23 protein-coding genes and 1 tRNA gene are annotated in these 25825 nt (G+C 67.9%); 7 read left to right on the plus strand and 17 right to left on the minus strand.

The window, feature by feature from the left end; all coding sequences use genetic code 11:
- Positions 1-83: 83 nt before the first annotated feature.
- The 3 genes from ACV4UZ_RS03945 to ACV4UZ_RS03955 form a co-directional block, all read right to left on the minus strand.
- Entirely contained in the window at positions 84-2123 is a 2040-nt protein-coding gene (locus tag ACV4UZ_RS03945; protein ID WP_491599629.1) for an EAL domain-containing protein, read from the minus strand.
- Between the two features lie 289 nt (positions 2124-2412).
- Complete coding sequence (locus ACV4UZ_RS03950; RefSeq protein WP_491599630.1) at positions 2413-3312, minus strand: 50S ribosomal protein L11 methyltransferase; 900 nt, start codon at positions 3310-3312, stop codon at positions 2413-2415.
- A gap of 109 nt (positions 3313-3421) precedes the next feature.
- Positions 3422-5698, minus strand: coding sequence for an ATP-dependent helicase (locus ACV4UZ_RS03955; protein WP_491599631.1), 2277 nt, complete (start codon positions 5696-5698; stop codon positions 3422-3424).
- Positions 5699-5851: 153 nt separating this feature from the next.
- Between ACV4UZ_RS03955 and ACV4UZ_RS03960 the strand changes: the two genes are divergently transcribed.
- Together ACV4UZ_RS03960 and ACV4UZ_RS03965 are read left to right on the plus strand one after the other, a co-directional pair.
- Entirely contained in the window at positions 5852-6409 is a 558-nt protein-coding gene (locus tag ACV4UZ_RS03960; RefSeq protein ID WP_491599632.1) for a hypothetical protein, read from the plus strand.
- 216 nt (positions 6410-6625) lie between these two features.
- Complete coding sequence (locus tag ACV4UZ_RS03965; protein WP_491599633.1) at positions 6626-8077, plus strand: CoA transferase; 1452 nt, start codon at positions 6626-6628, stop codon at positions 8075-8077.
- Here ACV4UZ_RS03965 and lipB read toward each other — a convergent pair.
- Complete coding sequence (gene lipB, locus ACV4UZ_RS03970; protein ID WP_491599634.1) at positions 8074-8712, minus strand: lipoyl(octanoyl) transferase LipB; 639 nt, start codon at positions 8710-8712, stop codon at positions 8074-8076. The two genes, ACV4UZ_RS03965 and lipB, sit on opposite strands and share 4 nt — an antisense overlap.
- Positions 8713-8804: 92 nt before the next feature.
- On the opposite strand from lipB, the gene ACV4UZ_RS03975 reads away from it, so the two are divergent.
- Together ACV4UZ_RS03975 and ACV4UZ_RS03980 are read left to right on the plus strand one after the other, a co-directional pair.
- A tRNA-Leu gene (locus ACV4UZ_RS03975) sits at positions 8805-8891 on the plus strand.
- 228 nt (positions 8892-9119) lie between these two features.
- A complete protein-coding gene (locus ACV4UZ_RS03980; protein WP_491599788.1) occupies positions 9120-11402 on the plus strand; it encodes an NADP-dependent malic enzyme in 2283 nt (760 codons plus the stop codon).
- Positions 11403-11526: 124 nt separating this feature from the next.
- On the opposite strand, the gene ACV4UZ_RS03985 is transcribed toward ACV4UZ_RS03980, so the two are convergent.
- From ACV4UZ_RS03985 to ACV4UZ_RS04000, 4 genes are all read right to left on the minus strand, one after another.
- The gene (locus ACV4UZ_RS03985; RefSeq protein WP_491599635.1) at positions 11527-12264 is read right to left on the minus strand and encodes a cytidylyltransferase domain-containing protein; all 738 of its coding nucleotides are present in this window, start codon (positions 12262-12264) and stop codon (positions 11527-11529) included.
- A 97-nt stretch (positions 12265-12361) separates the two neighbouring features.
- Entirely contained in the window at positions 12362-13558 is a 1197-nt protein-coding gene (gene pseC, locus ACV4UZ_RS03990; protein ID WP_491599636.1) for a UDP-4-amino-4,6-dideoxy-N-acetyl-beta-L-altrosamine transaminase, read from the minus strand.
- Entirely contained in the window at positions 13555-14583 is a 1029-nt protein-coding gene (pseB, locus tag ACV4UZ_RS03995; protein ID WP_491599637.1) for a UDP-N-acetylglucosamine 4,6-dehydratase (inverting), read from the minus strand. The genes pseC and pseB overlap by 4 nt, the downstream gene beginning before the upstream one ends.
- Positions 14584-14711: 128 nt before the next feature.
- Positions 14712-15122: a PaaI family thioesterase gene (locus ACV4UZ_RS04000; protein WP_491599638.1), complete on the minus strand. Its 411-nt coding sequence runs from the start codon at positions 15120-15122 to the stop codon at positions 14712-14714.
- Positions 15123-15192: 70 nt separating this feature from the next.
- Here ACV4UZ_RS04000 and ACV4UZ_RS04005 point away from each other — a divergent pair, with 70 nt between their 5' ends.
- Entirely contained in the window at positions 15193-15978 is a 786-nt protein-coding gene (locus ACV4UZ_RS04005) for an enoyl-CoA hydratase (RefSeq protein ID WP_491599639.1), read from the plus strand.
- 296 nt (positions 15979-16274) lie between these two features.
- Here the strand turns inward: ACV4UZ_RS04005 and ACV4UZ_RS04010 are convergent, their stop codons facing one another.
- The 5 genes from ACV4UZ_RS04010 to ACV4UZ_RS04030 form a co-directional block, all read right to left on the minus strand.
- Complete coding sequence (locus tag ACV4UZ_RS04010) at positions 16275-16577, minus strand: STAS domain-containing protein (RefSeq protein ID WP_491599640.1); 303 nt, start codon at positions 16575-16577, stop codon at positions 16275-16277.
- Between the two features lie 11 nt (positions 16578-16588).
- Complete coding sequence (locus ACV4UZ_RS04015; protein ID WP_491599641.1) at positions 16589-18637, minus strand: methyl-accepting chemotaxis protein; 2049 nt, start codon at positions 18635-18637, stop codon at positions 16589-16591.
- Between the two features lie 203 nt (positions 18638-18840).
- On the minus strand, positions 18841-19170 hold the full coding sequence (soxZ, locus tag ACV4UZ_RS04020) for a thiosulfate oxidation carrier complex protein SoxZ (protein ID WP_491599642.1): 330 nt from the start codon (positions 19168-19170) through the stop codon (positions 18841-18843).
- Between the two features lie 4 nt (positions 19171-19174).
- Positions 19175-19627 carry a thiosulfate oxidation carrier protein SoxY gene (locus ACV4UZ_RS04025; protein WP_491599643.1) on the minus strand — a complete coding sequence of 151 codons (453 nt, stop codon included), beginning with the start codon at positions 19625-19627 and terminating at the stop codon, positions 19175-19177.
- An 81-nt stretch (positions 19628-19708) separates the two neighbouring features.
- A complete protein-coding gene (locus tag ACV4UZ_RS04030) occupies positions 19709-20812 on the minus strand; it encodes a YeeE/YedE family protein (protein ID WP_491599644.1) in 1104 nt (367 codons plus the stop codon).
- 141 nt (positions 20813-20953) lie between these two features.
- Here ACV4UZ_RS04030 and ACV4UZ_RS04035 point away from each other — a divergent pair, with 141 nt between their 5' ends.
- Positions 20954-21181 carry a sulfurtransferase TusA family protein gene (locus ACV4UZ_RS04035; protein WP_491599645.1) on the plus strand — a complete coding sequence of 76 codons (228 nt, stop codon included), beginning with the start codon at positions 20954-20956 and terminating at the stop codon, positions 21179-21181.
- A gap of 69 nt (positions 21182-21250) precedes the next feature.
- Here ACV4UZ_RS04035 and ACV4UZ_RS04040 read toward each other — a convergent pair whose 3' ends face one another.
- The 4 genes from ACV4UZ_RS04040 to ACV4UZ_RS04055 form a co-directional block, all read right to left on the minus strand.
- On the minus strand, positions 21251-21931 hold the full coding sequence (locus ACV4UZ_RS04040) for an N-acetylmuramoyl-L-alanine amidase (RefSeq protein WP_491599646.1): 681 nt from the start codon (positions 21929-21931) through the stop codon (positions 21251-21253).
- Positions 21928-22827, minus strand: coding sequence for a DMT family transporter (locus ACV4UZ_RS04045; RefSeq protein ID WP_491599647.1), 900 nt, complete (start codon positions 22825-22827; stop codon positions 21928-21930). Before ACV4UZ_RS04045 ends, ACV4UZ_RS04040 begins: the two co-directional genes overlap by 4 nt.
- A gap of 103 nt (positions 22828-22930) precedes the next feature.
- On the minus strand, positions 22931-24745 hold the full coding sequence (locus ACV4UZ_RS04050) for an ATP-binding cassette domain-containing protein (protein ID WP_491599648.1): 1815 nt from the start codon (positions 24743-24745) through the stop codon (positions 22931-22933).
- Between the two features lie 31 nt (positions 24746-24776).
- On the minus strand, positions 24777-25253 hold the full coding sequence (locus tag ACV4UZ_RS04055) for a hemerythrin domain-containing protein (protein WP_491599649.1): 477 nt from the start codon (positions 25251-25253) through the stop codon (positions 24777-24779).
- A 202-nt stretch (positions 25254-25455) separates the two neighbouring features.
- Between ACV4UZ_RS04055 and ACV4UZ_RS04060 the strand changes: the two genes are divergently transcribed.
- Positions 25456-25800, plus strand: a complete 345-nt coding sequence (locus ACV4UZ_RS04060; protein ID WP_491599650.1) for a hypothetical protein — start codon at positions 25456-25458, stop codon at positions 25798-25800.
- Positions 25801-25825: the final 25 nt, after the last annotated feature.

A 25825-nucleotide genomic window follows, 5' to 3' on the forward strand; every position in this document is an offset into this window, starting at 1 on the left:
ACTCCCGCAGCCATGCGGCCGGGACGGCCGCGCTCCTGGCAAGGCATCGGCGTTTCGGAGCGCGGGCGTCCGGCCCGCCTCCGTCACAGCTTATCAATAGGCTTGGGCACCGCGATGTGGAAGCCCTGGCAGAGGTTGATCCCCATCTTGCGCAGCAACACCATGGTGGCCTCGTCCTCGACGAATTCGGCGATGGTGGTCATGCCGAAGCGCCGCGCCATGGAGTGGATGTGCTCCACCATGATGCGGTCGCGCTCGTCGGTGACCACGTGGCGGATGAAGCTGCCCTCGATCTTGACGTAATCGACGGTGATGTATTTGAGGTAGAGGAACGACGAGAAGCCCGAGCCGAAATCGTCGAGCGCGAAGCCCAGCCCGGTCGAGCGCAACTCGTTGATCATGGCGACGATGTCGCCGAAATGGGGCAGGGCCTCGCGCTCGGTGATTTCCAGCACCACCCTGTTGGCGGCGACGCCCGCCTCGGCCAGACGCCGCGGAATGGCCATCATCCGCTCGCGGTCGGTCAGGCTCTTGGCCGACAGGTTGACGAAGATCTTGGCGTCGCCCAGCTTGCCCGCCGCCATGGCGGCCAGGGCGCCGTCGAACACGGCGGCGTCGATCTCGCCGGCCAGCCCCAGTTCCTCGGCCGATTCGATGAAGTCGCCGGCGCATACCGCCTGATCGCCGTCCACCACCCGGGCCAGCACCTCGTAGGCGGCGACCGAGCCGTCGGCGGAGGCGACGATGGGCTGGAAGAACGGCACCAGGCGGCCCTCGGCCAGGGCGGTGCGCACCATCTCGCCCTGGCTGAAGATGGCGACGGTGGAATCCTCGCCCTCGCCGATCACCGCCACCTGGTTCTTGCCCGAGCGCTTGGCCTTGTAGCTGGCCACGTCGGCGGCGATGGCCAGCCTCTGGGCGTCGCCCGCGTTGTCGGGATAGCTCACCAGACCGATGCTGGCGGTCACCCGGACGCCGCCCACCGGCAGGCCCAGCTGGCAATCGGCGATGGCCTGGCGCAGCTTCTCTGCCGCCGCGATGCCTTCCTCCATGGTGGTCTCGGGCAGCAGCACCGAGAACTCGTCGGCGCCCGCCCGGGCCACCACGTCGGTGCGCCGCACCTCGCGGTGCAGCACGCTGGCCAGTTCCTTCAGCACCAGATCGCCGATGGGATGGCCGAAGGTGTCGTTGATGTTCTTGAAGTCGTCCAGGTCGATCTGGGCGACGCAGAACGGGTGCCCGTGACGCTGGGCGCGGTCGATCTCGTGGTCGAGGAACTCGTCGAACTTGCGGCGGTTGTAAAGCCGGGTCAGCGGGTCGCGGATGGACAGGTCCTCCAGCCGGTGCTGGTATTCCTCCACCGTGCGCAGCAGCTTGTTGAAGTAGTCGGACAGGTCCGCCACCTCGGAGATGATGCCGTTGGTCTCCACCCGGCGCGACAGGTCGGTGTGCTGGATGATCTCCTGCATCAGCCCGACCATGCTGGTGATGGGCTTGGCCACGAAGATCTTGAGCTTGAAGTACAGCGCCACCGACAGCAGCAGCAGGATGGCGAAGAAATAGGCCAGCACCGTGTTCAGAACGTAGTCCAGCGATACCTTCAGGGCATGCACCGGATAGACGATGTCGATGACGCCGTTGATGTCGCCCACCTTGGCCGCCGTGTGGCAGGCCAGGCACTCCTCCTTGACGGTCAGGGGATAGAGGTAGCGGATGCCGGTGGGACTGGGCAGCAGCGTCTCCTTGCCGGTGGCGAACACCTCGCGCAGCACGGGGTCGATGCTGACCAGCGCCGCGTCGTTGCCGATCTCGCCGAACTGCTCGATCACCGGACGGCCGCGGATCACGTGGATGGACAGGTCGGGAAGCGCGTTCTGCAGCCGCAAGATCACGTCGTTGATCTCGTCCTTGGACCAGCCCTTGCGCATGGCGGCGTAAAGGGTCTCGAACACCAGTGTGGAGGTCTGCCGCGCCTCGTCGCGGGCGAGGTCGTGTACCGACTTTTCACGCACGTGGCCGGAAATGAGGACGACCACACCCAGCGCAAGCACGGTGGCCGTCAGGGACAGCAGAAACACCACGCGGGTGATGCTGATCCTGGCCTTGATTGTCACGTTGTCCATTTCCCCCCGGAACACATCAGATCAACGCCCTATCCCCGTGCCCTTGATACTCATCAAGGCCATGGATGTCCAACATTTCGACGGAACGCAATGAATTGTGGCAATTTGTTGCGAGGTCGGCATCTTTTCCGCCCCGGCCATGGACAGCGCCACGGAACGGCCCTGGATGCGCACCTCGACCCGCATGCCCTTGTCCTAACAGGGAAACCACTGAGCACAGGTAGGTCGCCCCATGCCGGTTTCTCAGGTCATAGACGCTATGACTGACGGACTAAGGTATGAATCCGGGTCAGCGACCGATGACCAGGGTGGCCCACCCGTCGATGAGGATCCGGCGCCGCAGGGTCAGCCCCTGCTTCTCGTGATTGGCCATCACCATGCGTTCCTGGCGCTCCAGCAGGCCGGACAGGACCGCCAGTCCGCCGGGGGCCAGATGGGCGGCCAGATCGGGGGCGAAGCGGCACAGCGGCCGGGCCAGGATGTTGGCGAAGATCAGGTCGTAGGGCTTGCCCCCGCCCACCGCCGGATTGCGGTAGCCGTCGCTGACCACGGCCGTGACATGGCGCCCGACGCCGTTGTTGGCGGCGTTGCCGGCCAGCACCTTGACCGCCGAGGGGTCGATGTCGGTGCAGATCACCTTGGCCGCCCACAGCTTGGCCGCCGCGATGCCGAGGATGCCCGAGCCCGAGCCCAGGTCCAGCACCCTGGCGCGCCGCCGCTGCTTGCCCAGCGCGTCCAGGGCCAGCAGGCAGCCCCGGGTGGTGGCGTGCTCCCCCGAGCCGAAGGCGGTGCCGGCGTCGATCTCGATGCCGATGGTCCCCACCGGCGGCTTGCCGTCCCAATGGGAACCGTGGACGAAGAAACGGCCGGCGGCGATGGGGGGGAAGTCGCGCAGGTTTTCCAGCACCCAATCCACGTTGGGCAGCATCTCGATTCCCAGGGGCGGCACGTCGATGCCGTTGGCGGCGGCCACCGCCGACAGGGCCGAGACGATGGCGGCGCGGTCGGGCGGCGTGCGGGAGAAGCCCTCCAGGAACCAGTCGCACTCGCCGTCCGAGATGCCCGAGCGATCCTCCATGAACATGGTCACCGCCTCGGCGTGGCGCTCGAACACCTCCTCGAACACCGGAAGGGTCTCCATGGAAACGGTGAGGCGCAGGCGCCAGATGTCGGGGAAAACGGGGGGCATGGGTAAGGCTCTCGCTGCTGGTGATGTCATCCCGAGCCACGCGAGGGATCTTTCAGGCACCAATGGGTGAAAGATCCTTCACTGCGTTCAGGATGACAGTTCGGGCGTGTTAGACCGAAGAAACGAAACTGTCGAGCACCTTCTTGGTTCCCGCCTTGTCGAAGGCGATCTCCAGCTTGTTGCCGTCGAGCGACAGCACGGTACCGGCGCCGAACTTGTCGTGGAAGACCCGCCGGCCCGGCGTGAAGCCGCCCTCGCTCTGGCGGGGTTTGGCCAGGACGGGAGCGGTCGCCTCGCGGCGCGGCTGGCCGAAGCGGGCGCGGCTCCAGGCGGGGTCGTTCCAGGCCGCCTTGGATTCCGCCAGCCCGCCGCCATACAGGCCGCGCTCGCCCGAGCGCTCCACATGGGCTTCGGGCAGTTCCTCGACGAAGCGGGACGGCAACTGCGACTTCCATTGATTGTAGATGCGGCGGTTGGCGGCGAAGGTGACCAGGACCCGCTTGCGCGCCCGGGTCAGGCCCACATAGGCCAGGCGGCGCTCCTCCTCCAGCCCGCTGGTGCCGGATTCCGACAGGGCGCGGACATGGGGGAAGACCTCCTCCTCCCAGCCGGGCAGGAACACCGAATCGAATTCCAGCCCCTTGGCGCCGTGCAGCGTCATGATCACCACGCTGTCGGCCTCGGCCCTGGAATCGTTTTCCATGACCAGGGCCACGTGCTCGAGGAAGCTGGCGAGCGAGTCGTATTCCTCCAGCGCCGCCACCAGTTCCTTCAGATTTTCCACCCGGCCCGGCGCGTCGGCCGACTTGTCGGCCTTCCACATGTCCACATAGCCGGATTCGTCGAGGATGGTGGCGGCCAGTTCGGCGTGGGGCATGGAATCGAGAAGCGAGCGCCAGCGGTCCACGTCCTCGACGAACCTGGCCAGCGCCTGACGCGGCTTGGGCTTCAACTCGTCGGTGCCGGCCAGCCGGCGGGCCGCTTCCAAGAGCGGCACCTGCTCGGCGCGGGCCGCCATGTGGATGGTCTGGATGGCGGCCTCGCCCAGGCCGCGCTTCGGCGTGTTGACGATGCGCTCGAAGGCCAGCCCGTCCGAGGCCGAGACCACGAGGCGCAGATAGGCCATGGCGTCGCGGATCTCGAGCCGCTCGTAGAAGCGGGGACCGCCCACCACCCGATAGGGGATGCCGGTGGTGATCAGCCGTTCCTCGAACTCGCGGGTCTGGAAGCCGGCGCGCACCAGGATGGCCATGGAGGCGAGCTTCTCGCCCCGGCGCTGCAGCGCCTCGATCTCGTCCACCACCAGCCGTGCTTCGGCCTCGCCGTCCCACACCGCCATGGTGCGGATCTTCTCGATGGCGTCGTCGTCGTGGGCAAGGCCGGGGCGCAACGTCTTGCCCAGCCGCCCGGCATTGTTGGCGATCAGCGCCGAGGCCGCCGCCAGGATATGGGGGGTCGAGCGGTAATTGCTTTCCAGCCGCACCACCTTGGCGCCGGGAAAGTCCTTCTCGAAGCGCAGGATGTTGCCCACCTCGGCGCCGCGCCAGGAATAGATGGACTGGTCGTCGTCGCCGACGCAGCAGATGTTGCGATGGGTCTGGGCCAGCAGGCGCAGCCACAGATACTGGGCCACGTTGGTGTCCTGGTACTCGTCCACCAGCAGGTAGCGGAAGCGGCCCTGCCAGCGGGAAAGCGCCTCGGCATCGGTCAGGAACACGGTCAGCACGTGCAGCAGCAGGTCGCCGAAGTCGCAGGCGTTGAGCGCCCTCAGCCGCTCCTGATAGGCGCGGTACAGCGCCTTGGCCTGCCCCTCGGCGCCTCCGTCCGCCGCCGCCTTGTCGGGGGTGACGGCCCGGTCCTTCCAGCGCTGGATGGTGGCCATCAGCCCCTGGGGCGGGGTGGCCTTGGAATCCACGTGGGCGTCGGCCATCACCTGCTTCAGGACCCGCATCTGGTCGTCGGCATCCAGCACGGTGAAGTCGCCGGACAGCCCCACCGCCTCGGCGTGGGAACGCAGGATGCGCAGGCAGAGCGAGTGGAAGGTGCCCAGCCAGATGCCGTCGGCCACCGGCCCGACCAGCTGGCCCACCCGTTCCTTCATCTCGCGCGCCGCGCGGTTGGTGAAGGTCACCGCCAGGCATTGCCAGGGCTGGGCCAGGCCGGAGGCCAGGATATGGGCGAGGCGCGAGGTCAGCACCTTGGTCTTGCCGGTACCGGCCCCCGACAGCACCAGGACCGGCCCGTCGGTGGTGGTCACCGCCTGGAACTGCTCGGGGTTCAGCCCCCTCAGCCAGGGGGCGTCGGGCGGCACCGTCCGGGGACCGGAAGCACGGGGGGAGGGGGGCGCGGGATGCGCCTCGTCGTCAAGGGCGAAGGGATCGGACATGGGCGGATATTGGCGGAAGCAATCCGGTGGTGCAACGCCCGTTCCCGCTATTCCTGCATTGCGGCTGTGTGAGGCGGGTCATTGAAGCGAGCCCCGCCAAGGCCCAGACTCGATCCATAGGAGCGCGTTCCACCCGAGACAGGGAGGTCCGCCATGCGCAAACGCCTTCTCATCGCCGCCACCCTCGCCCTGACGGCCATCGCCGCGCCCGCCTGGGGCGGCGACTGGGCCTTCCCGGCCGCATCGCAGCCGGGCTGGTCCGCCAACACCACCGTGGCGCTCAAGATGGGCGTCCTGGTCCCCGATTCCTCGGCCGGCAGCGGCCTGGCCGGCGGCTTCGAGGTCGCCATCGACGATCCGCTGGTCCAGCTGCCCTACGGCAAGATCAGGGACCAGTTCAGCTACAACCGCTTCGACCATGGCGGGCTCGAACTTCAGACCCTGGAGTTCAATCCCCACTACATGATCCCCATCGTCGAGAATCTGTGGGTCGGCGGCGGGCCGGGAATCGGCTGGATCTTCACCCACAGCGAGTCCGGGCCCAGCCCCGACATGTGGGCCGCCCAGCTGGGCGGCAGCGCCTATTACACGGCGGGCCAACTGATGATCGGCCTGGAAAGCCGCTATCAGTGGACCGGCGACGAGCGGGTGGGGGGCGCGTCCAGCGCCGACAACTGGCTGACCATGCTGAAGATCGGCTACGCCTACTGATCCGTCCGGGAGCGGAGTAGGCCATTGCGCGCGCGGTGGGGCGTCCTCTCCGCGCGCGGATTGGCTTTTAAACCCCAACAGTCGATTCTAGACGAAGTATGACTTCGAGATACTTCCATGCCCTTCTAAGGGGGTCTATCTTTGGTCGTATCTCCTGGTGATTTTGGGTATGAGCTAAGTACTATGAATGGTTGTTTTTCCTCCGAGCGGGCGCCCATGGTGGCGTTGTCCACTGGCGCCACGGCGCTTGACGAGCTTCTGGCCCTTGGCGGATTGGCGGGACGTCCCGGCGGTGCGGTCGCCACCACGGGGGCAGACCCGTACTTTCCCACCAGCCACCGGGTGGGCGAGGCTGCCGCCACCGCCCTGGCCGCCCATGGCGCGGCCATCGCCGAGATCTGGCGCCGCCGCTGCGGGCGCCGCCAGAGCGTCACCGTCGATGCGGGCGCCGCGGCGGTCTCTCTGGAATCCGTGCTGCTGATGACCCGGCGCGGCTATCCGGTGCCCTACACCGACATCGCCTATCCGCTGACCAACTTCCACCCCTGCCGCGACGGACGGGCCATTCATCTCCATGCCGGCTACCCCCATCTGCGTAACGGCCTGCTGGACCTTTTGGACTGTCCCAATTCCATCGACCGCATCCGCGCCCGGGTGGCAGAGTGGAATTCCTTCGAGCTGGAGGACGCCATCGCCGCGCGCGGCCTGTGCGGGGCCGTGGGACGCAGCCGCGAGGAATGGCTGGCCCATCCCCAGGGGGCGTGGCTCGCCACCCAGCCGGTGGTCACCGTCGAGCGCATCGGCGACAGCCCGCCCGAACCCTTCCGTCCCGCCGCCCGCCCGTTGTCGGGCATCCGCGTCGTCGATCTCACCGACGTGCTGGCCGGGCCGACCGCCACCCGCACCCTGGCCGAGCAGGGCGCCACGGTGCTGCGCATCCGCGCCCCGGCGCGGCCGATCATTCCCGCCTTCATCCTGGACACCGGCCACGGCAAGCGCTCGACCATGATGGATCTGGCGCGCGAGCCGGAAGCCCGGCGCATGCGGGCCCTGCTGGCCGAGGCCGACATCTTCGCCCAGAATTTCCGCCCCGGCGCCATTGCCGGACTGGGCTTCTCGGCGGCCGAGGCGGCGCGGCTGCGGCCCGGCATCATCTGCATGTCGCTCAGCTGCTATGGCGAGGGCGGGCCGTGGAGCGGCCGAAGGGGCTGGGAACAGCTGGCGCAGGCGGTCTCCGGCATGGCGGTGGCCGATGGCTCCATCGCCGAGCCCAAGGTCAGCCCGGTCATTCCCAACGACTACACCACCGGCTATCTGGCCGCCTACGGCATGGCGGTGGCGCTGCTGCGCCGGGCGACCGAGGGCGGCAGCTACCACGTCCGGGTCTCGCTGTCGCGCACCGCCATGTGGATACAGTCCCTGGGCCGCGTCAGCCCCAAACCGGAGGGCATCACCGTGCCGCCGGAGACCATCCGCGCCCTGGAGCTGACCCGGGAAACCGCCGACGGGCCGCTGCGTTTCCTCGGTCCGGTGGCCCGCTTCGAGGAGACCCGCGCCTATTGGGAACTGCCCAGCCCGCCCATGGCCGCCCACGACCCCGTCTGGCCGGAACGGCCGTCGGAACCGGACGGCCCGGCCATTCCGGCGGATTTCTCGGTGCCGCGCTAACCTTCCCCGAACACCTCGGGGAAGGTGGCCATCAGGGCGCAATCCACGTCGGCCAGGGTGGGGGTGAGCCCCAGGTCCCACAGCGAGGTGACGCCGTGCTCGCGGATGCCGCAGGGCACGATGCCCTCGAAATGGGACAGGTCGGGATCGACGTTGAGCGCGATGCCGTGAAAGGTCACCCAGTGGCGCACCCGCACGCCGATGGCGGCGATCTTGTCTTCCCGCCCTCCGCCCCGGTCCACCCAGATGCCGACCCGGCCCGGCCGCCGCTCGCCCTTGACCACGAAGCGCGCCAGGGCGCGGATGATCCATTCCTCCAGATTGCAGACATAGGCCCTGACGTCGGCGCCACGCTTTTTCAGGTCGAGCAGCACATAGGCCACCCGCTGGCCGGGGCCGTGATAGGTGTACTGCCCGCCGCGCCCCGATTCGTAGACCGGAAAGCGGTCGGGGGCGACCAGGTCCCCAGGGTCGGCGCTGGTTCCCGCCGTGTAGAGCGGCGGATGCTCCAGAAGCCACACCAGTTCCGGCGCCGTGCCGGCCCGAATGGCGGCGACGCGCTCCTCCATGGCGGCCACCGCCTGGGGATAATCGACGGGGGAATCGGAAATCCGCCACTCGACGGGAGAATTCATCAGGGACTCCGGGATGCGCGCTTGATTCGGGCGAGGTGATTTGGTATTCCCCTCTCTCCTCGTTGGCAAGCCCTTCGAGGCTACCGGAGAACGCGGCCATGGCGGAACTGGTAGACGCGCAAGCTTGAGGTGCTTGTGGGGTAACTCCCGTGGAAGTTCGAGTCTTCTTGGCCGCACCATCCGCACCAATCAGGCCCGCCGGCAACCCCGGCGGGCCTGGTCGTTTCAGGATGGCGGCGCAACTTTATAACCCGCCCCCGGCGCAGTGGTCATACCGCCATACCATTGCATTTCCTGTGGTTTTCCGAAATTCATCCCATCGGAGGCTTTGCGCCGCGCCCCCAAGCGGGTATGGTATCGCCCCCAAAGAGAAATAACGTTACGCCAGAGGTCTCCGTTCCATGAGCATGTCCGACGAGTTGCGCGACGCGGCGCTGGAATACCACCGCCTGCCCACCCCCGGTAAGATCAGCGTCACCCCGACCAAGCCGCTGGCCACCCAGCGCGACCTGGCGCTGGCCTATTCCCCCGGCGTGGCCGCCGCCTGCGAGGAAATCGTCGCCGATCCGGACGCCGCCGCCGATGTGACGGCCAGGGGCAATCTGGTGGCCGTGGTGACCAACGGCACCGCCGTGCTGGGCCTGGGGCCCATCGGCCCGCTGGCCGCCAAGCCGGTGATGGAGGGCAAGGGCGTCCTGTTCAAGAAGTTCGCCGGCATCGACGTGTTCGACATGGAGCTGGCCGAGCTGGACCCCGACCGGCTGGTGGACATCATCGCCGCCATGGAGCCCACCTTCGGCGCCATCAATCTGGAAGACATCAAGGCCCCCGAGTGCTTCGAGGTGGAGCGCAAGCTGCAGGAGCGGGTCAAGATCCCGGTGATGCACGACGACCAGCACGGCACCGCCATCGTGGTGGGCGCCGCCATGGTCAACGCGCTGCGCGTGGTGGGCAAGAACATCGGCGACGTCAAGCTGGTGGCGTCGGGCGCCGGCGCCGCCGCGCTGGCCTGCCTCAACCTGCTGGTCAAGCTGGGCGTCAAGCGCGAGAACGTCTGGGTCACCGACATCAAGGGCGTGGTCTACGAGGGCCGCACCGAGCTGATGGACCAGTACAAGTCGGTCTATTCCAAGAAGACCGACATGCGCACCCTGGCCGAGGTCATCGAGGGCGCCGACATCTTCCTCGGCCTGTCGGCTCCCCGCGTGCTGACCGGCGAGATGGTGGACAAGATGGCCCCGAAGCCCATCGTCTTCGCGTTGGCCAATCCCACCCCGGAAATCCTGCCCGACGAGGTCAAGGCGGTGCGTCCCGACGCCATCATCGCCACCGGCCGCTCGGACTATCCCAACCAGGTCAACAACGTCCTGGTGTTCCCCTACATCTTCCGGGGCGCGCTGGACGTGGGTGCCACCGAGATCAACGATTCCATGAAGCTGGCCTGCGTCTACGCGCTGGCCAACCTCGCCATGGCCGAGTCGGACGAGCGGGTGCGCGCCGCCTACGGCACCGCGCCGCTCACCTTCGGACCCGAATACCTGATCCCCAAGCCTTTCGATTCGCGGCTGATCCTGAAGATCGCCCCGGCGGTGGCCAAGGCGGCCATGGAATCCGGCGTGGCGCGCCGCCCGATCATCGATTTCGACGTCTACATGGACCGGCTGAACCAGTTCGTGTTCCGCTCGGGTCTGGTGATGAAGCCGGTGTTCGACCGGGCGCGCCAGGACATGCGCCGCGTCGTCTATACCGAGGGTGAAGGCCGCCGCGTGCTGCACGCCGTGCAGACCGTGGTGGACGAGGGCCTGGCGCGGCCCGTGCTGATCGGCCGCCGCGAGGTGGTGGAGAAGCGCATCCAGGACCTGGACCTGCGCCTCAGGATCGACACCGATTTCGACCTGTGCGACCCCGAGGACGATCCGCGCTTCAACGAGTATTGGCGCCTCTACCACTCCATCATGGAGCGCCAGGGGGTCAGCCCCGAATACGCGCGGACCGTGGTGCGCACCCGCAACACGGTGATCGGCACCCTGATGCTGAAGCGTCGGGAAGTGGACGCCATGATCTGCGGCACCATCGGCCGCTACGACAAGCACCTGTCGCACATCATGAACGTCATCGGCACCAGGGACGGCGTCAAGGTGCCGGCGGCCATGAACCTCCTGATCATGCCGGCCGGAACCTTCTTCATCTGCGACACCTACGTGACGCCGGAACCGACGCCGGAGCAGATCTGCGACATGACCCTGCTGGCGGCGGAAGAGGTGCGGCGCTTCGGTATCGAGCCCAAGGTGGCGTTCCTGTCCCACGCCAATTTCGGCAACCGCTCCACCGCCTCGTCCCAGCGCCAGCGCGACTCCCTGGCCCTGCTGCGCGAAAAGGCCCCCTATCTGGAGGCCGAGGGCGAGATGCACGGCGACGCGGCCCTGTCCGAGGAAATCCGCACCCGCATCTTCCCCAATTCCAAGCTGAAGGGCGCCGCCAATCTGCTGGTCATGCCGACGCTGGACGCCGCCAACATCTCGTTCAACCTGCTGAAGGTGGCGGGCGACGCCCTGTCGGTGGGGCCGATCCTGATGGGCATCGCCCAGCCGGCCCACATCCTCACCCCGTCCGCCACCGTGCGCAACATCGTCAACATCACCGCCCTGGCGGCGGTGGATGCCCAGATGCATGCCGGACGGGTGCGGTAAAAAAGCCCCTGGATTCACCACGAAGGCTCGAAGGCACGAAGGAAAGAGAAGAAGAGATTCTTCATTTCACCTTCGTGCCCCTTCGGACCTTCGTGACTTCGTGGTGAAGCGGCGCGTCAGCGCGCTACGTCTTCGGCGGCTTGGCCCGCACTCCATGGTGCATGGCGTTGATGGCCGCCATCTCGGGATGGGCGGCCAGCACCGCCAGCACCTCCTCCATGGGCACGATGGCCTCGGGCAGGCGGTCGAACAGGGCGGCGAGGAAGGCGTAATCCTCGGGGTAATCCAGGGTCCAGCGGCACTCATGCGACAGATCGTCCCCATCCCGGGCGATATTGCCGCGCTTGAGGTGCGGCGCACGGCGCAGCCAGGGGGTGACGTGCTCGCGGTCGAAGGGCTCGGTGGCCCTGTCCTCGGCCTCGAACAGGGCGCTCGCGCGGAAGACCTCGGCGTCCAGGCCGTGCGGCCAGGACGGCGGCAGGTTGTTGCAACAGTAATCCAGCCCCTCGTCCTGCAATTTGGCAAGAAGCCGCCCGCACAGCACGGGATCGATCAGCGGACAATCGCTGGTCACCCGCATGACGATGTCGGCCCCCGCCGCCCGGGCGGCGATGGCGTAACGCTTCAGCACGTCGGCGGAGGGGCCGCGCGCCACCAGGGCGCCGCAGCGCTCCGCCTCCTCGACCACCGGCTGCTCGGAATCGCCCTCGGGGATGGCGCAGACCACCCGGTCGATGCCGGGAATGGCGGCGCAGCGGCGCAGGCACTGGGCCAGGGCGGTCATGGAGCCCAGAGGCTTCAGGATCTTGCCCGGCAGCCGGGTCGAGCCCACGCGGGCCTGGACGATGACGGCGGCGGTCATGGAAGCCCTTTCCTGTCATGCTGAGCGCAGCGAAGGATCTTTCCGGCACCGACGGCGGATGAAAGATGCTTCGCTGCGCTCAGCATGACATATCCACTCACAACCCCAGCACCTCGCGCAAGCCCTCCACCACCCGGTCCACATCGGCCTCGGTCATGGCCGCCGACAGGGGCAGGGAGAGGCAGCGGCGGTAGTATTCCTCCGCGCCGGGCAGGCTGATCTCGCCCAGCAGGCTGCGGTAATAGGGCAGCCTGTGCATGGGGATGTAATTGACCTGGGTGCCGATGCCCCTGGCCTTCAGCGCATTCATCACCTGGGCCCTGGTGGTGCCGCAGGCCTGATAGTCGATCAGCGCCACCGCGAGGTGCCAGACCGCGTCGCCGCCCGACAGGCTGATGGGCTTCACCTTGGGAGCAAGCGGCGAAAGCTTCTCGCGGTAATGACGCACCAAGCGGCGGCGCGCCTCGGCGAAGCGGGGCAGCTTGGCCAGCTGGCTGGTGCCGAGCGCGCACTGGATGTCGCAGGCCCGGTAATTGAAGCCCAGTTCCTGCATCTCGTAATACCAGGGATTGGGCGCGCCCTCGGCGTCGAAGCCGCCTTCCGCGTCCACGAAGATGGACGAATCCCGGGTGATGCCGTGGCTGCGCAGCAGGCGCAGGCGCGTGGACAGGGCGTCGTCGTTGGTGGTGATGGCCCCGCCCTCGCCCATGGCGATGGTCTTGGCGGGATGGAACGAGAAGACGTTCATCTCAGCCCAGCGGCAATCGCCGATCACCGTGCCGTCGGCGGCGATGGTGCCCAGCGCGTGGCAGCAATCCTCGATGATGGCGAGGCCGTGCCGGCGCGCCACGGCGGCCAGACCCGGCATGTCCGCCGACTGGCCGTTGAGGTGGACGGGATGCACCGACCGGAAGCGCTTGCCCGGATGGGCGGCGATGGCCGCTTCCAAATCCTCGACCCGCATCAGGCCGCTGTCGGGGTCCACGTCGGTCAGCACCACCTCGGCCCCCGCATAGCGGGCGCAATTGCCGGTGGCGGCGAAGGTCTGGGCGGGCACCAGCACGGCGTCGCCGGGACCGATCCCCAGCGCCAGCACCGCCAAGTGCAAAGCGGCGGTGCCGTTGGCGCAGACCACGGCATGCTTCGCGCCCACCGTCCGCGCCAGGGCATCCTCGAAGGCGGCCACCGCCGGGCCGGTGGTCAGGATGTCGCCCTTCATCACCGCCGCCACGGCGGCGATGTCGTCGTCGTCCACCACGTGGCGGCAATAGGGAAGGAAGCCGCCTTGCGTCACAGTTCGAGGCCCGACAGCATCTCGTGGAGCCGGGGCCCGTCCATCCAGTCGGTGTTGTTGTCCGAGCCGTAGCGGAAATCGTCGGGCACCACCTTGGCGCCGGCGTCGATCAGGTGCTCGGTGGTCCAGAAGGCGAAGACCGGCTGGATGATGTAGCGGTCGGGCAGCTCCACCGTGTTGCGGGCGTAATCCTCGGTGATCATCACCTCGTGGATCTTCTCGCCCGGGCGGATGCCGATGATCTTGTGCGGCAGGCCCGGCCCCATGGCCTCGGCCAGGTCGGTCATGCGCATGGAGGGGATCTTGGGGATATAGGTTTCGCCGCCCTGCATCTTGTCCAGGCAGGACAGCACGAAATCCACGCCCTGTTCCAGGGTGATCCAGAAGCGGGTCATGCGGGCATCGGTGATGGGCAGCTCGGTGGCGCCCTCCTTGATCAGCTTGTGGAAGAACGGCACCACCGAGCCCCTGGACCCGACCACGTTGCCGTAGCGCACCACCGCGAACCTGGTTCCCACCGAGCCCGACAGGTTGTTGGCGGCGACGAAGATCTTGTCGGACGCCAGCTTGGTGGCGCCGTAGAGATTGATGGGGCTCATGGCCTTGTCGGTGGACAGCGCGATGACGTGGCCCACCTTGTTGGCCAGGGCCGCCTGCACCACGTTCTCGGCGCCCAGGATGTTGGTGCGCACGAATTCGAAGGGGTTGTACTCGGCCGCCGGAACCTGCTTCAGGGCGGCGGCGTGCACCACCACGTCCACCTCGCGCATGGCCATGCGCAGCCGTTCGGCGTCGCGCACGTCGCCCAGGAAGTAACGCAGGCAGCGATGCCGGGCCGGATCGAAGGTCTGGGCCATCTCGAACTGCTTCAGCTCGTCGCGCGAGAAGATGATCAGGCGGTGCGGGTTGTAGCGCTCCAGCACCGTCTTCACGAACTTCTTGCCGAACGAGCCGGTGCCCCCGGTCACCAGGATGGACTTGCCGTCCAGGTCGAGGTCGATGTCGTAATACTTGGACGCGGTCAAGGGAGGCTCCTTCAGGCGGCAATAACGGCTTGCCGGATCATGGCATGCGGCCTTGCCCGCGACAAGGGAGGGGGTGTGCGGGCGAGGATCGTGCCCCGGGCGCGGATGCGACGAAAATAGGGGGGCGGCTAGGGAATCGCGTAGGTGGCCGTCACGTGGGCCACCAGTTCGTCGCTACCCGCCGCGATCAGTTCCACGGCGCCCATGGCGAGGCGGCGGCCCAGCTTCAGCAGGGAGGCCTCGGCGATGATGTCGCAGCGCTCGGCCTTGCGCAGGAAGCTGATGTTGAGGTTGCTGGTCACCGCCATCTCCTGCTGGCCGATGGCCGACAGCACGGCGGCGTAAAGGGCCACGTCGGCCAGCGTCATCAGGGCGGGGCCGCAGACCACGTCCACCGGCCGGGTCAGATGGGGGCCGAAGGGCATGACCAGCCGCGCGGTGCCCTTGCCGATGCTGTCTGCCCGGATGGCGAGGTCGCGGGCCATGGGCAGCTTTTCCATCAGCAGGGCGTTGAACTGTTCGGCGGAGATGGCGGACATCGGACCTCCCGGGTAAACTGGTCCGACCAGTTTCGGGGATTCCCGCCGGGAATGGCAAGGGAGGTTTGGTATGTCCGAGGTCGAGCCCATTCTGATCCGTCACGACCGGGCGGGTGTCGCCACCCTGACCCTCAACCGCCCGGCGGCGCGCAACGCCCTGTCGGTGGCCCTGATGACCGAGCTGGAAAAGGCCCTGGCGGCCATCGCCGCCGAGCCCTCGGTCAAGGTGGTGGTGCTGGCCGCCAACGGTCCGGCCTTCTGCGCCGGCCACGATCTGAAGGAGATGCGCTCGCTCACCACGCCGGAACAGGTGGCGGAGGTGTTCGCCCTGTGCTCGCGGGTGATGAAGGCGGTGGTGCGGCTGCCCCAGCCGGTGATCGCCAGGGTCCACGCCATGGCCACGGCGGCCGGCTGCCAGCTGGTGGCCAGCTGCGATCTGGCCTATGCCGCCGACACGGCCAAATTCGCCACGCCGGGAGTCAATATCGGGCTGTTCTGCTCGACCCCCATGGTGGCGCTGTCCCGCGCCGTGGGGCGCAAGCAGGCCATGGAGATGCTGCTGTCCGGAGTGCCGGTGGACGCCGCCACGGCCCAGGCCTGGGGACTGGTCAACCGCGCCGTGGCGCCCGAGGCGCTGGACGGCGCCGTGGCGGAGATGGCGGGGCTGATCGCCTCCAAATCCTCCTACACCGTCAAGGTGGGCAAGGAGGCGTTCTACCGCCAGCTGGAAATGGGCCTGGACGACGCCTACGCCCATGCGTCCAAGGTGATGACCGAGAACATGCTGGCCCGGGACGCCGCCGAGGGCATCGACGCCTTCCTGGACAAGCGTCCGCCGGTGTGGCGGGGCTGCTAGAAGCATCGAGCGTCAAATCAGAGACAGATTGTCACCCTGAGCCTCGGCGAAGGGTCTTTCAGGCACAGGCGGCAACCGCTTCGGGCTGAAAGATGCTTCGCTGCGCTCAGCATGACAGCACGTTTCGGATTTGACGCGCGCCGCTAAAGCATCGAGCGTCAAATCAGAGACGGATTGTCACCCTGAGCCTCGGCGAAGGGTCTTTCAGGCACAGGCGGCAACCGCTTCAGGCTGAAAGATGCTTCGCTGCGCTCAGCATGACAGCGCGTTTCAGATTTGACGCGCGCCGCTAAGCCCTATTCGAACTCGAACAGGGTCTGGAAGGCGGCGCGGTCCAGGGCTTCGCGCACCGGTCCGGCGGCGCCCCGGATCACCACCTTGGTGCCGGCGGCGTTGGCGGCGTCATAGATGTGGACGAACAGGCTCATGCCGGTGGAATCGATGAAGTCGAGGCCGCCCAGCTGAATCGCCCAACGCGTCTTTCCCGCCTTGTCCAGTTCGGCCAGGACCTTGGGGAAGAGATGGGCCTCGGCGAAGGTCAGCCGGCCCCGGACGGTGATCTCGGCTCCGCCGCCGACTGGTTGGATGCTGTACTGCATGGCCGTCCCTTCTAGGATGCGCGGATGGAGGTCAGGAAGGTGTCGACGCGATCCCGCAGCTTGGTGGCGCGTTCGGATACGTCCTGGGCGGTCTGCAGCACCTCGGCCGAGGCGTGCCTCGTCTCCTCCGCCGCCTTGTTGACGCCGCTCACGTTGGCGCTGATCTCGCCGGTGGCGGTGGCCACCTGCTGGACGTTGGCGGCGATCTCGCCGGTGGCGGCGTCCTGGCCGCGCACCGCCTCGGCGATGCCGGTGGCCACGTCATGCACCTGTTCGATCACCGAGGTGATGGAGGTGATGGCCGAGACGGCGTCGCCGGTGACCTTCTGCACGGTGGAGATCTGGCCGGCGATCTCCTCGGTGGCCTTGGCGGTCTGGTTGGCCAGGTGCTTGACTTCGTTGGCGACGACGGCGAAGCCTTTTCCCGCCTCGCCGGCCCGCGCCGCCTCGATGGTGGCGTTGAGCGCCAGCAGGTTGGTCTGGGCGGCGATGTCGTTGATCAGGGCGACCACGGCGCCGATCTTGTCCACCGCCGAGGCCAGGCCATCGATCAGTTCGGTGGTGCGGCGGGCCTCGGACGAGGCTTCCTCGCTGATGCGCACCGAATCCCGGACCTTGCGGCTGATGTCCTCGCCCGAATGGGCCAGCTGCTCCGCCGATCCGGCGGCGGTGCGCATGTTGACGGCGGTTTCCTCGATGCCGGCGGCCACCGCCGAGGCCTGGGCCGAGGCATCCTCCGCCGTGGAGGTCAGCGAGCGCGAGGTGGCTTCCAGTTCGGTGGCGGTGGACGCCATGCCGGCCAGGGCGTCCGAGACCTCCTCGTTGAACTCGCGCAGCAGGTTGTCGATGACCCGGGCGCGCCTGTCCTTGGTCCACTCGGCCTGGCGGCGCTCCTCGTCCAGCTGGTCGGCGCGGATCAGGCCCTCCTTGAAGATCTCCACGGCGCGGGCCATGGCGCCGATCTCGTCGCCGCGCTTCAGGCCGTTGATGGCGACGGTCTTGTCGCCCTCGGCCAGCTTGGTCATGTCGAAGGTCATCTCGGCCAGCGGGCGGGTGATGCCGCGCGCGATCACCCACACCAGGATGATGCCCAGCGTCAGCACGCCGCCGGTGATGACCAGATAGGCGTAAAGGGCGCCGAGCGTGGCCTCGTGCCCCTTGTCGGCCATGGAGACCAGGGCGGCCGACGCCATGTCCTCCACCTGCTTCAGCAGGTCGATCTTCTTGGTGATGGTGTCGAACCACACCGGCGCCTCGATGCCGCCCAGGTCGTTGGTGAAGGGGGAATCCAGCGCCACGGCGCGCATGCGGTCCACTTCCTTGGTCACCGGATCGGCGGCGACCTTCTCGAAGGCCTGGCGCAGCTCGGGCTCGGCATTCTTGACGAAGGTGTCGAAGAACACCTCCTGGCGGGCGATCAGCTGGGTGAAGCTCCGGTGGAGCGCCGGTTCGAACTTCCTGGCGCCGAAGCCGCCGCTGGCGGTGGCGCGCTCCTGCCCGGCCCGCTCCTTGCCCTGCAGCAGCTGGACATAGGCGACGATGGCCTTGGTGACGCGGGCGTCGCGGCTGACCACCGCCATCTCCTCGATCACCGCCAGCTGCCTGGCGATGGTGGCGGTGTAGAAGCCGGTGGCCTCGCCCAGGGGGATGGAAAGGCTGCTGATGGCGGCGCGCTTGTCGGCCAGGGCCTTGATGGCGCCGTCGGCGGCATCCAGCCTGGACTTGAAGCCGGCGCCGTAATCGGCGGCGGGAAAGCGCGCCAGCACGCCCGACAGTTCCGCCAGCTTGGCGTCGGTCAGCTTGCGCTGTTCCGGCAGCCGGTCCTTGAACTTCTCTCCCTTGCTGCCGATGAACCCGGCCGAGGTGCCGCGCTCCTTCTGCAGTTCGTGGACCAGGGCGCTGATGGCCGGCGCCAGCCGGGCCAGTTCCTCGACCTGTTCCATCTCATCGGCCTGGCGGGCCTTTTCCGACAGGGCCAGACCGGCATAGACGACGACGGCGGCCAGCGGAATGATCAGCGCCAGGGCGAGCCGGACCGCGATTTTGAAATTGTTGAGCATGGAAGCCTCTCGGGCGTTCGAGTGTGGACTCGACGGCAGCCACAACGTCACGACGGGTTGCGTGGAGGCACGGCGAAATGGCGCCTCCGCCTTACATGATATGGCGGAGGATTGTATCGGCCAATCCATAAATCTTGACGGATTGGTGCCGTTACAAATCAGTCGAGAATATAAGTGGCACTACTTATTTGGTGGGCCTGCTTCTATTCGACGAGAATGTCGTGAACGTATTCGAGGCTTTCTCCGGTTTCGTCGAACCAGGTCAACTTGATCTTGCCGCTGGACGTGGCCACCGCGAAGAAGCTGGTGAACGGATTGGCCGAGACCGCCTGATGCCAGTCGGCGCTGATCACCGGCTCGTTGTTCCAGGTGCAGGCGAAGCGGGTGATGATGCGCCGGGGAATGGTCTTGCCGGCGGAATCCTTGCGCAGGCCGGTTTCCATGTCGTGGCTGATCTGGGTCTTGATCTCGATGATCTCGCCCTTCCTGGCCTTGGAGGGGATGCGCACCTTGACGCGGTCGGAATTGGCCATGCTCTCAGCCTCCACAGCCGCCGATGGTGACGGTGACCTCCTGACGGGCGATCCACACCTCGCCGTCCGAGGTCACGGCATAGGCCCGCACGGTCTGGGTCTTGGCCAGGCGCATGCGGAAACTGACCTCGGCCCGCCCCGAGCGCGGCGTCAGGTACCACGACGACACCACCGGATAGGGATTGCCTTCCGCCAGGACGTGGATGGCCTTGACGTGGTCGGCGGCGGTCATGGGCGAGTCCACCGACACGGTGATGGGCTCGCTGGCCCCGCTGGCGGCCACGTCGCGCATCTTCAGCCTGATCTTGCCGTCCTTGGCCTTGAACGGCCCCATCAGCTTGCGGGCCAGATCGTCGGCGTCCTGGGCGCGGGCGGGCGCGGGCAGGCCCGCCGCCGCCGTGGCGGCGGCCGTCGCGGCCAACAGGGCACGGCGGTTCAGTCGCGTGGTGGTATCCACGATCCTCTCCTCCCCGAAAATTTTTTCTTTCATGGTAGCGGAGGCGGGCGAAGGGGCGCAACCGAATATATCAATATTTTGTTATATTCGAAAAGCCAGCAGGGCGCGCAGTCCGGCGAGGGGTCCGCCTTCCTCCAGGCTTTTCAATCCCCACAGGCCGCCGGCGACGATGGCGCCCAGCGCCAGGACCGAGGTGGCCGACAGGGTGGACAGGCCGGAGAGGCCCTGGCCGATGGTGCAGCCCATGGCCAGCACGCCGCCGGTGCCCATCAGGGCGCCGCCGGCCAGATGGCGGAGCATGTCGCCCTTGTCGGTGAAACTCTCCACCGCGAAGGCGCCGGCCAGCCGCGCGGACAGGAAAGATCCGAAGATGACGCCGCCCACCGCGGCGATGCCGAAATTGATGGTCGAGCCGGTATAGGTCATCAGATAGATCAGCCCGTCGCCCATGGGCGCGATGAACGAGAACGAGGCCAGCGCCACCGGATCGAACTCGTCGGCGCCCAGGATGCCGGTGATGGCCCAGCCGGCGGGGACGCAAAGCCCGATCACCACGGCGCCGGCCACCGTGCCGCGCGCCGCCCGGAAGGCGCCGTCCCGCAGGCACCAGGCCAGGGCGCCGCCGGCGGCGATGGCGACGCACAGCAGGCGGGCGGCCGTCCGCTCCAGGCCGAGGACGGCCAGCAGGGCGGGCAGGCTCTGGTCGGCGGCACCCAGCCGGGCGGGAGCGAGGTTGGTCGCCTGCTCGATGGCGATGCGCTCCACCGCCAGCAGGCCCTTCAGCGTCATGGTGGCGAACAGCCCGATCACCAGGGCCACCACCAGCGACTTGAGATTGCCGCCGCCCAGGCGCACCAGGGTCTTGGCGCCGCATCCTCCGGCCAGGGTCATGCCGTAGCCGAACATCAGCCCGCCCAGGATGGCCCCGGCCCAGGCGATGGAGCCGCCGAGATAGATGGACTTGCCGAGATCGACCAGACCGGCCGCCTGCAGCCCCTGCGACCCCAGCATGGCCACCGCCATGGCCAGCACCCAGGCGCGCAGCCGCCGCCGGTCGCCCATGAACACCAGGTCGGACAGCGCCCCCATGGTGCAGAATCCGCTGGCCCGCGCCGCCCAGCCGAACACCGCCCCCACCGCGAAGGTGGCGGCGCCGACAAGGGTGGTGAGCGGAATCTCGGACAAGGGAATTCTCCATTCAAGGGCGTCCAGGCTATCACCGGCAAGCCGGCCGCATCAATGGACTGGGAGGGTGCTTAATATTAGTGTAGCCTCATATCGACGGGCGGCCCAAGCCCGCCGATGCGACCCAAGGGAGGACGAGGGATGTCGAACACCGTTCTGGACGTGAAGGGCCTCAACTGCCCGCTGCCCATTCTGCGCGCCAAGAAGGCCATCAAGGATCTGGCGGCCGGAGCGGTGCTGGAGGTGATCGCCACCGATCCGGGCTCGGTCGCCGATTTCGACGCCTTCTGCCGCCAGACCGGCAACACCCTGCTCAGCCAGGAGCAGGACAACGGCGTCTATACGTTCAAGATTCAGAAGGGCGCCTGAAGGGGGGGCGGGCGGGACGCCCGCGCTCCAAAAGTAAGCGGCGTCACGGAGCGCGGGCGTCCCGCCCGCCTACCGCACGATCCTGAGCAGCGAGCGCAGGCGGCCGACGCTTTCCTCGTCGATCAGCCCATCCACCTTCCAGGGGCGGAAATGGCGCTGGAAGGCGGCCAGCGCCGCCTGGGGGTCGTGGATGTCGTAGCCCACATGGGCGAGACCCGACAGCAGCACGTGCTCGGGCGGCAGCGGCGTCGGCTCGCCGCACGGCCACAGGCCGATGCCGTGGCGCTCGGCCAGGTCCTGCCACGGGAACAATTCCCCCGGGTCCTGCTTGCGGGTGGGGGCCACGTCGGAATGGCCGACCACGTTGCGGGGGGCAATGGGGTGTCTGGCCAAGATCTCGCGGGCGAGGCGGATCAGCGCCTCCACCTGGGCGCCGGGAAAGGCGCGGTAGCCGAATTCGTGGCCGGGATTGACCAACTCGATGCCGATGGAGCGGGAATTGACGTCGGCCTCGCCGCGCCAGGACGAGGCGCCGGCATGCCACGCCCGCATCTCCTCGGGCACCAGGGCGAAGACGCTTCCGTCCTCCTCGATGACGTAATGGGCGCTGACCTTGGCGGCCGGGTCGCACAGGCGGGCCAGCGCGGCCTCGCCGCTCTCCATGCCGGTATAGTGCAGCACCAATGTGTCGATCACCGCCCCGGTGGGGCGCGGCTCGAAATTGGGCGAGGGGCGGGAGATGACGGTCATGTTCCGGGCTCCGGTTCTTCGGCGCGGTGGATGGCGCGGCCGGGCAGCAGTTCCACCACGGCGACGCCGAGAACGGTCAGCGCGCCGCCCACCAGCTTGTGCCAGGTCAGCGGCTCGCCCAGCAGCAGCACGCCGCCGGCCAGCCCCACCACCGGCCCCAGCAGGGTGAAGGGCACCACCCGGTTGATGGAATGCCGGGCGATCAGCTTGTACCACAGGGTATAGGCGATCAGGGTCGAGCCGACGACGGTATAGGCCACGCCGCTCCAGCCCTTGATCCCCGTGGCGGCCATGGCCTCCATCTGGCCGGTTTCGGTGGCGAGCGACAGGCCCAGCAGCAAAGGCGCGGCCAGCAGCGCCATCCAGCCGTTGAGCGCCAGGGGGTTGACCGCGCCCAGGCGCTTGATCACCACGTTGGCCAGCGCCCAGGCGAAGCCCGAGGCCACCACGGCGAGGAAGGGCGCGAGATGGGGCAGATGGGGCTCGCCGGCCAGCAGGGCCACCCCGACGAAGGACACCGCCAGGCCCAGGCCGCGCCAGAGTCCCAGCACCTCGCCGAAGAAGGCCCAGGCCAGGATGGCCGAGAAGGGAATGGACAGCTCGATGACGATGGCGGCGGTGGCGGCGTCCATGCCGGCCACGCCGAAGAACATCAGGCCGAAATGCCCGACTCCCAGCAGCAGGGCCAGCAGCAGGATACCGGGCAGCCGGGCGCGGCCGGGGCGGAAAAACGGAGCGAGAATCAGGGCGGTGCAGGCGAAGCGCAGCGCGGTCAGCAGGAAGGGCGGCAGGGTGCCCAGCGCCGTCTTCACCGCCACGAAATTGAGCCCCCACAGGGTCACCACCAGGGTGGCCGAGGCCCATTCCAGGGGAGTGAGGCGGGTCGGCGCGGTCATGGCGTGCGTGCGGGCGGGACGCCCGCGCTCCGGGTGGTGACGCGCGCGCTGCCGCAGGCGGGCTGCATGGAGCGCGGGCGTCCCGCCCGCTTTTCCCGCCGGTTCACTTCCCCCCAGCCTCTTCCCGCTTGGCTTCCAGCTCCAGCCAGCGCACCTCGGCATCGTCCAGTTCCGCCCGGGCCGCCTCGGCGCGGGATGCCAGCTTCTGGAAGCGGGCGGAATCCTTGGCGTAGAGGTTGGGGTCGGCCAGATCGGCCTCCAGCCTGGCGATCTCGGCGGTCAGCGTGTCGATGCGGCCGGGCAGCTGGTCCAGTTCGCGCTGCTCGTTGTAAGAGAGCCGCGTGCGGGCGCTTTGCGGCTTGGGCGCGGCCTGGGGCTTGGATGGCGGCTTGGGCGCCGCCTTTTCCGCCTTGGCCGGGCGCTGGCGCAGATAATCGGAATAGCCGCCCACGTATTCCGCCACCTCGGCATCACCCTCCACGGCGATGACGCTGGTCACCAGCCGGTCGAGGAAGTCGCGGTCGTGGCTGACCACCAGCAGGGTGCCGTCGTAATCGGCCAGCACCTCTTCCAGCAGGTCGAGGGTGTCCATGTCCAGGTCGTTGGTGGGCTCGTCCAGGATCAGCAGGTTGGAGGGCTTGGCCAGCAGCTTGGCCAGCAGCAGGCGGTTGCGCTCGCCGCCCGACAGGGCGCGCACCGGCGTGCGGGCCTGGGCTTCCGAGAACAGGAAGTCCTTCATGTAGCCGACCACGTGCTGGGGCGTGCCCCGCACCCAGACATTGTCGCCGCGCCCGTCGGTGAGCGTGTCCCACACGCTCTTGTCGGGGTCGAGCGCGGCGCGGCGCTGGTCGAAATAGGCGGTCTCCAGGTTGGTCCCCAAGCGTATCACGCCGCCGTCGGGGGCCAGTTCGCCGGTCAGCATGCGCAGCAGGGTGGTCTTGCCGGCGCCGTTGGGGCCGATCAGCCCGACCCGGTCGCCCCTGAGGATGCGGGTGGAGAAATCCTGGCAGATGCGCTTGTCGCCGAACGACTTGGTGACGTTTTCCGCCTCGATCACCAGGCGGCCGGACAGCTCGCCCGAATCCGTGGCCAGGTTGACCTGGCGGCCGGCGGCCAGCACCTGGGACTTGCGCTCGGCCCGCTCGGACCGCAGCCCTTGCAGGGCGCGCAGCCGGCCCATGTTGCGCTTCCTTCGCGCCGTGACGCCGCGCGCCAGCCAGTGCAGCTCCTGGCGCATGCGGGTGTCCATACGGGCCAGCTCGGCCTCCTCGGCGGCGAAGACCTCGTCCTGCCAGGCGGGGAATTTCTCGAAGCCGAATTCGGCCCGGCGCACCACGCCGCGCTCCAGCCACAGGGTCTGCCTGGAGACGGTTTCCAGGAAGCGGCGGTCGTGGCTGATGGTGACCAGGGCGCCGCCATAGGCGGACAGCCATTCTTCCAGCCACAGGATGGTGGGAAGGTCCAGATGGTTGGTGGGCTCGTCCAGCAGCAGGGCGTCGGGCTGGCCCACCAGGGCGCGGGCCAGGGCGGCGCGGCGGCCTTCGCCGCCCGACAGCGCCACCGGATCGCGGCCGCCGTCGATACCCACCGCGTCCAGCACCGCATCGACCCGGTACATCTGGTCGCGCTCGTCGGGGCGCAGGCCCTGCGCCACGTAATCGGCGATGGTGGGCGCCAGGATGATTGGGTCCTGGGGCAGCACGGCGATGGAGGTGCCGGGCTGGACGAAGCGCTCGCCGGAATCGGGCGCGATCTCGCCGGCCAGCACTTTCAGCAGGGTGGACTTGCCCGAGCCGTTGCGGCCGACCAGGCAGGTCTTGTCGCCCTTGGCGATCCAGGTGGTGACGCCCTCGAACAGCGGCTTGCCGCCGAAGGTCAGACGAACGTCGCGAAGGGCGAGAAGGGGAGGTGGAGCCATGCGCGATGGCTACACCTTGGGCGCCGTGATGTCAAACCGGGGAAGCGCCGGAGCCGGAGAACCAGACCGGACCGGCTTCCGGCGCGCCGATGCGGTGGTAGCCCTCGCGGATCAGCGAGCCGACCAGTTCGGTGTCGTCCACCAGCAGGTCGTGCATCAGCTTGAAATAGGCGTCGAGAAAGGCCGGCAGGCTTTCATAGCCGGTGGGCAGATGACCGGCCATCACCGTCTGGGCCTGTTTGATCAGGCGGGCATGGCCGCGGCAATGCTCGTCCACGTGCGAGCCGAAGCGGTCGCGCGGCAGCTTGCGCAGCAATTGCTCCTCGTAGAAGCAGTGCGCCACCAGCAGACGGAAGAAATCATGGCACAGCGGCAGGATGTCCTCGACCCGGGCGGCCTTTTCCGCCTCGGTCTCGATGCGGGCGGCAAGTTCGAGCAGGCGGCGGTGCTCGCGGTCGATCCGCTCGTGACCCAACGTGAAGTGTTCGGACCAGGCCAGGGTGCGCATGGGATTTCTCCTCGACCATCGGCGCGGCTTCTCGCCACCGCGCCTTTCGCCAGCAATGAGTGAAGCATGCTGGCCGGTCCCAGTCCGCCCTCGCTTTGAATCGTTCTGTAACCCTATCTTTCGGGTGGATATTTTGCCGGCGACCGGGGCCTGCCGTTGCGGTAGCCTGTGGGCGATCGGGTCAAGGCCGGGGAGCGAGCATATGCCTTACGTCAGCCGCGATGCGCAGGGCCGGGTGGTCGGCCTGTTCGAGCAGGCCGCCGAGAACGCGGCCGAGAGCCTGCCGGCCAGCCATCCCGACGTGCTGGACTTCCTGTTCCGCGATACCGGCGGCGAGCGCGGTTCCGCCCGTTTCCTCGCCTCGGATCTGGCCTTCATCCGCGTGGTGGAGGATCTGGTGGCGGTGCTGGTGGAAAAGCGGGTGATCGCCTTCACCGACCTTCCCCCCGCCGCCCAGGACAAGCTGCTGGACCGCCGCTCCATGCGCTCGTACCTGTCCGGCGTCTCCGGCGTGTTCTCCGGCGACGGGGAAGCCAAGATCATCTGATGGTGGAGCGCGGGCATCCTGCCCG

It is taken from the genome of Paramagnetospirillum sp., assembly GCF_058402745.1.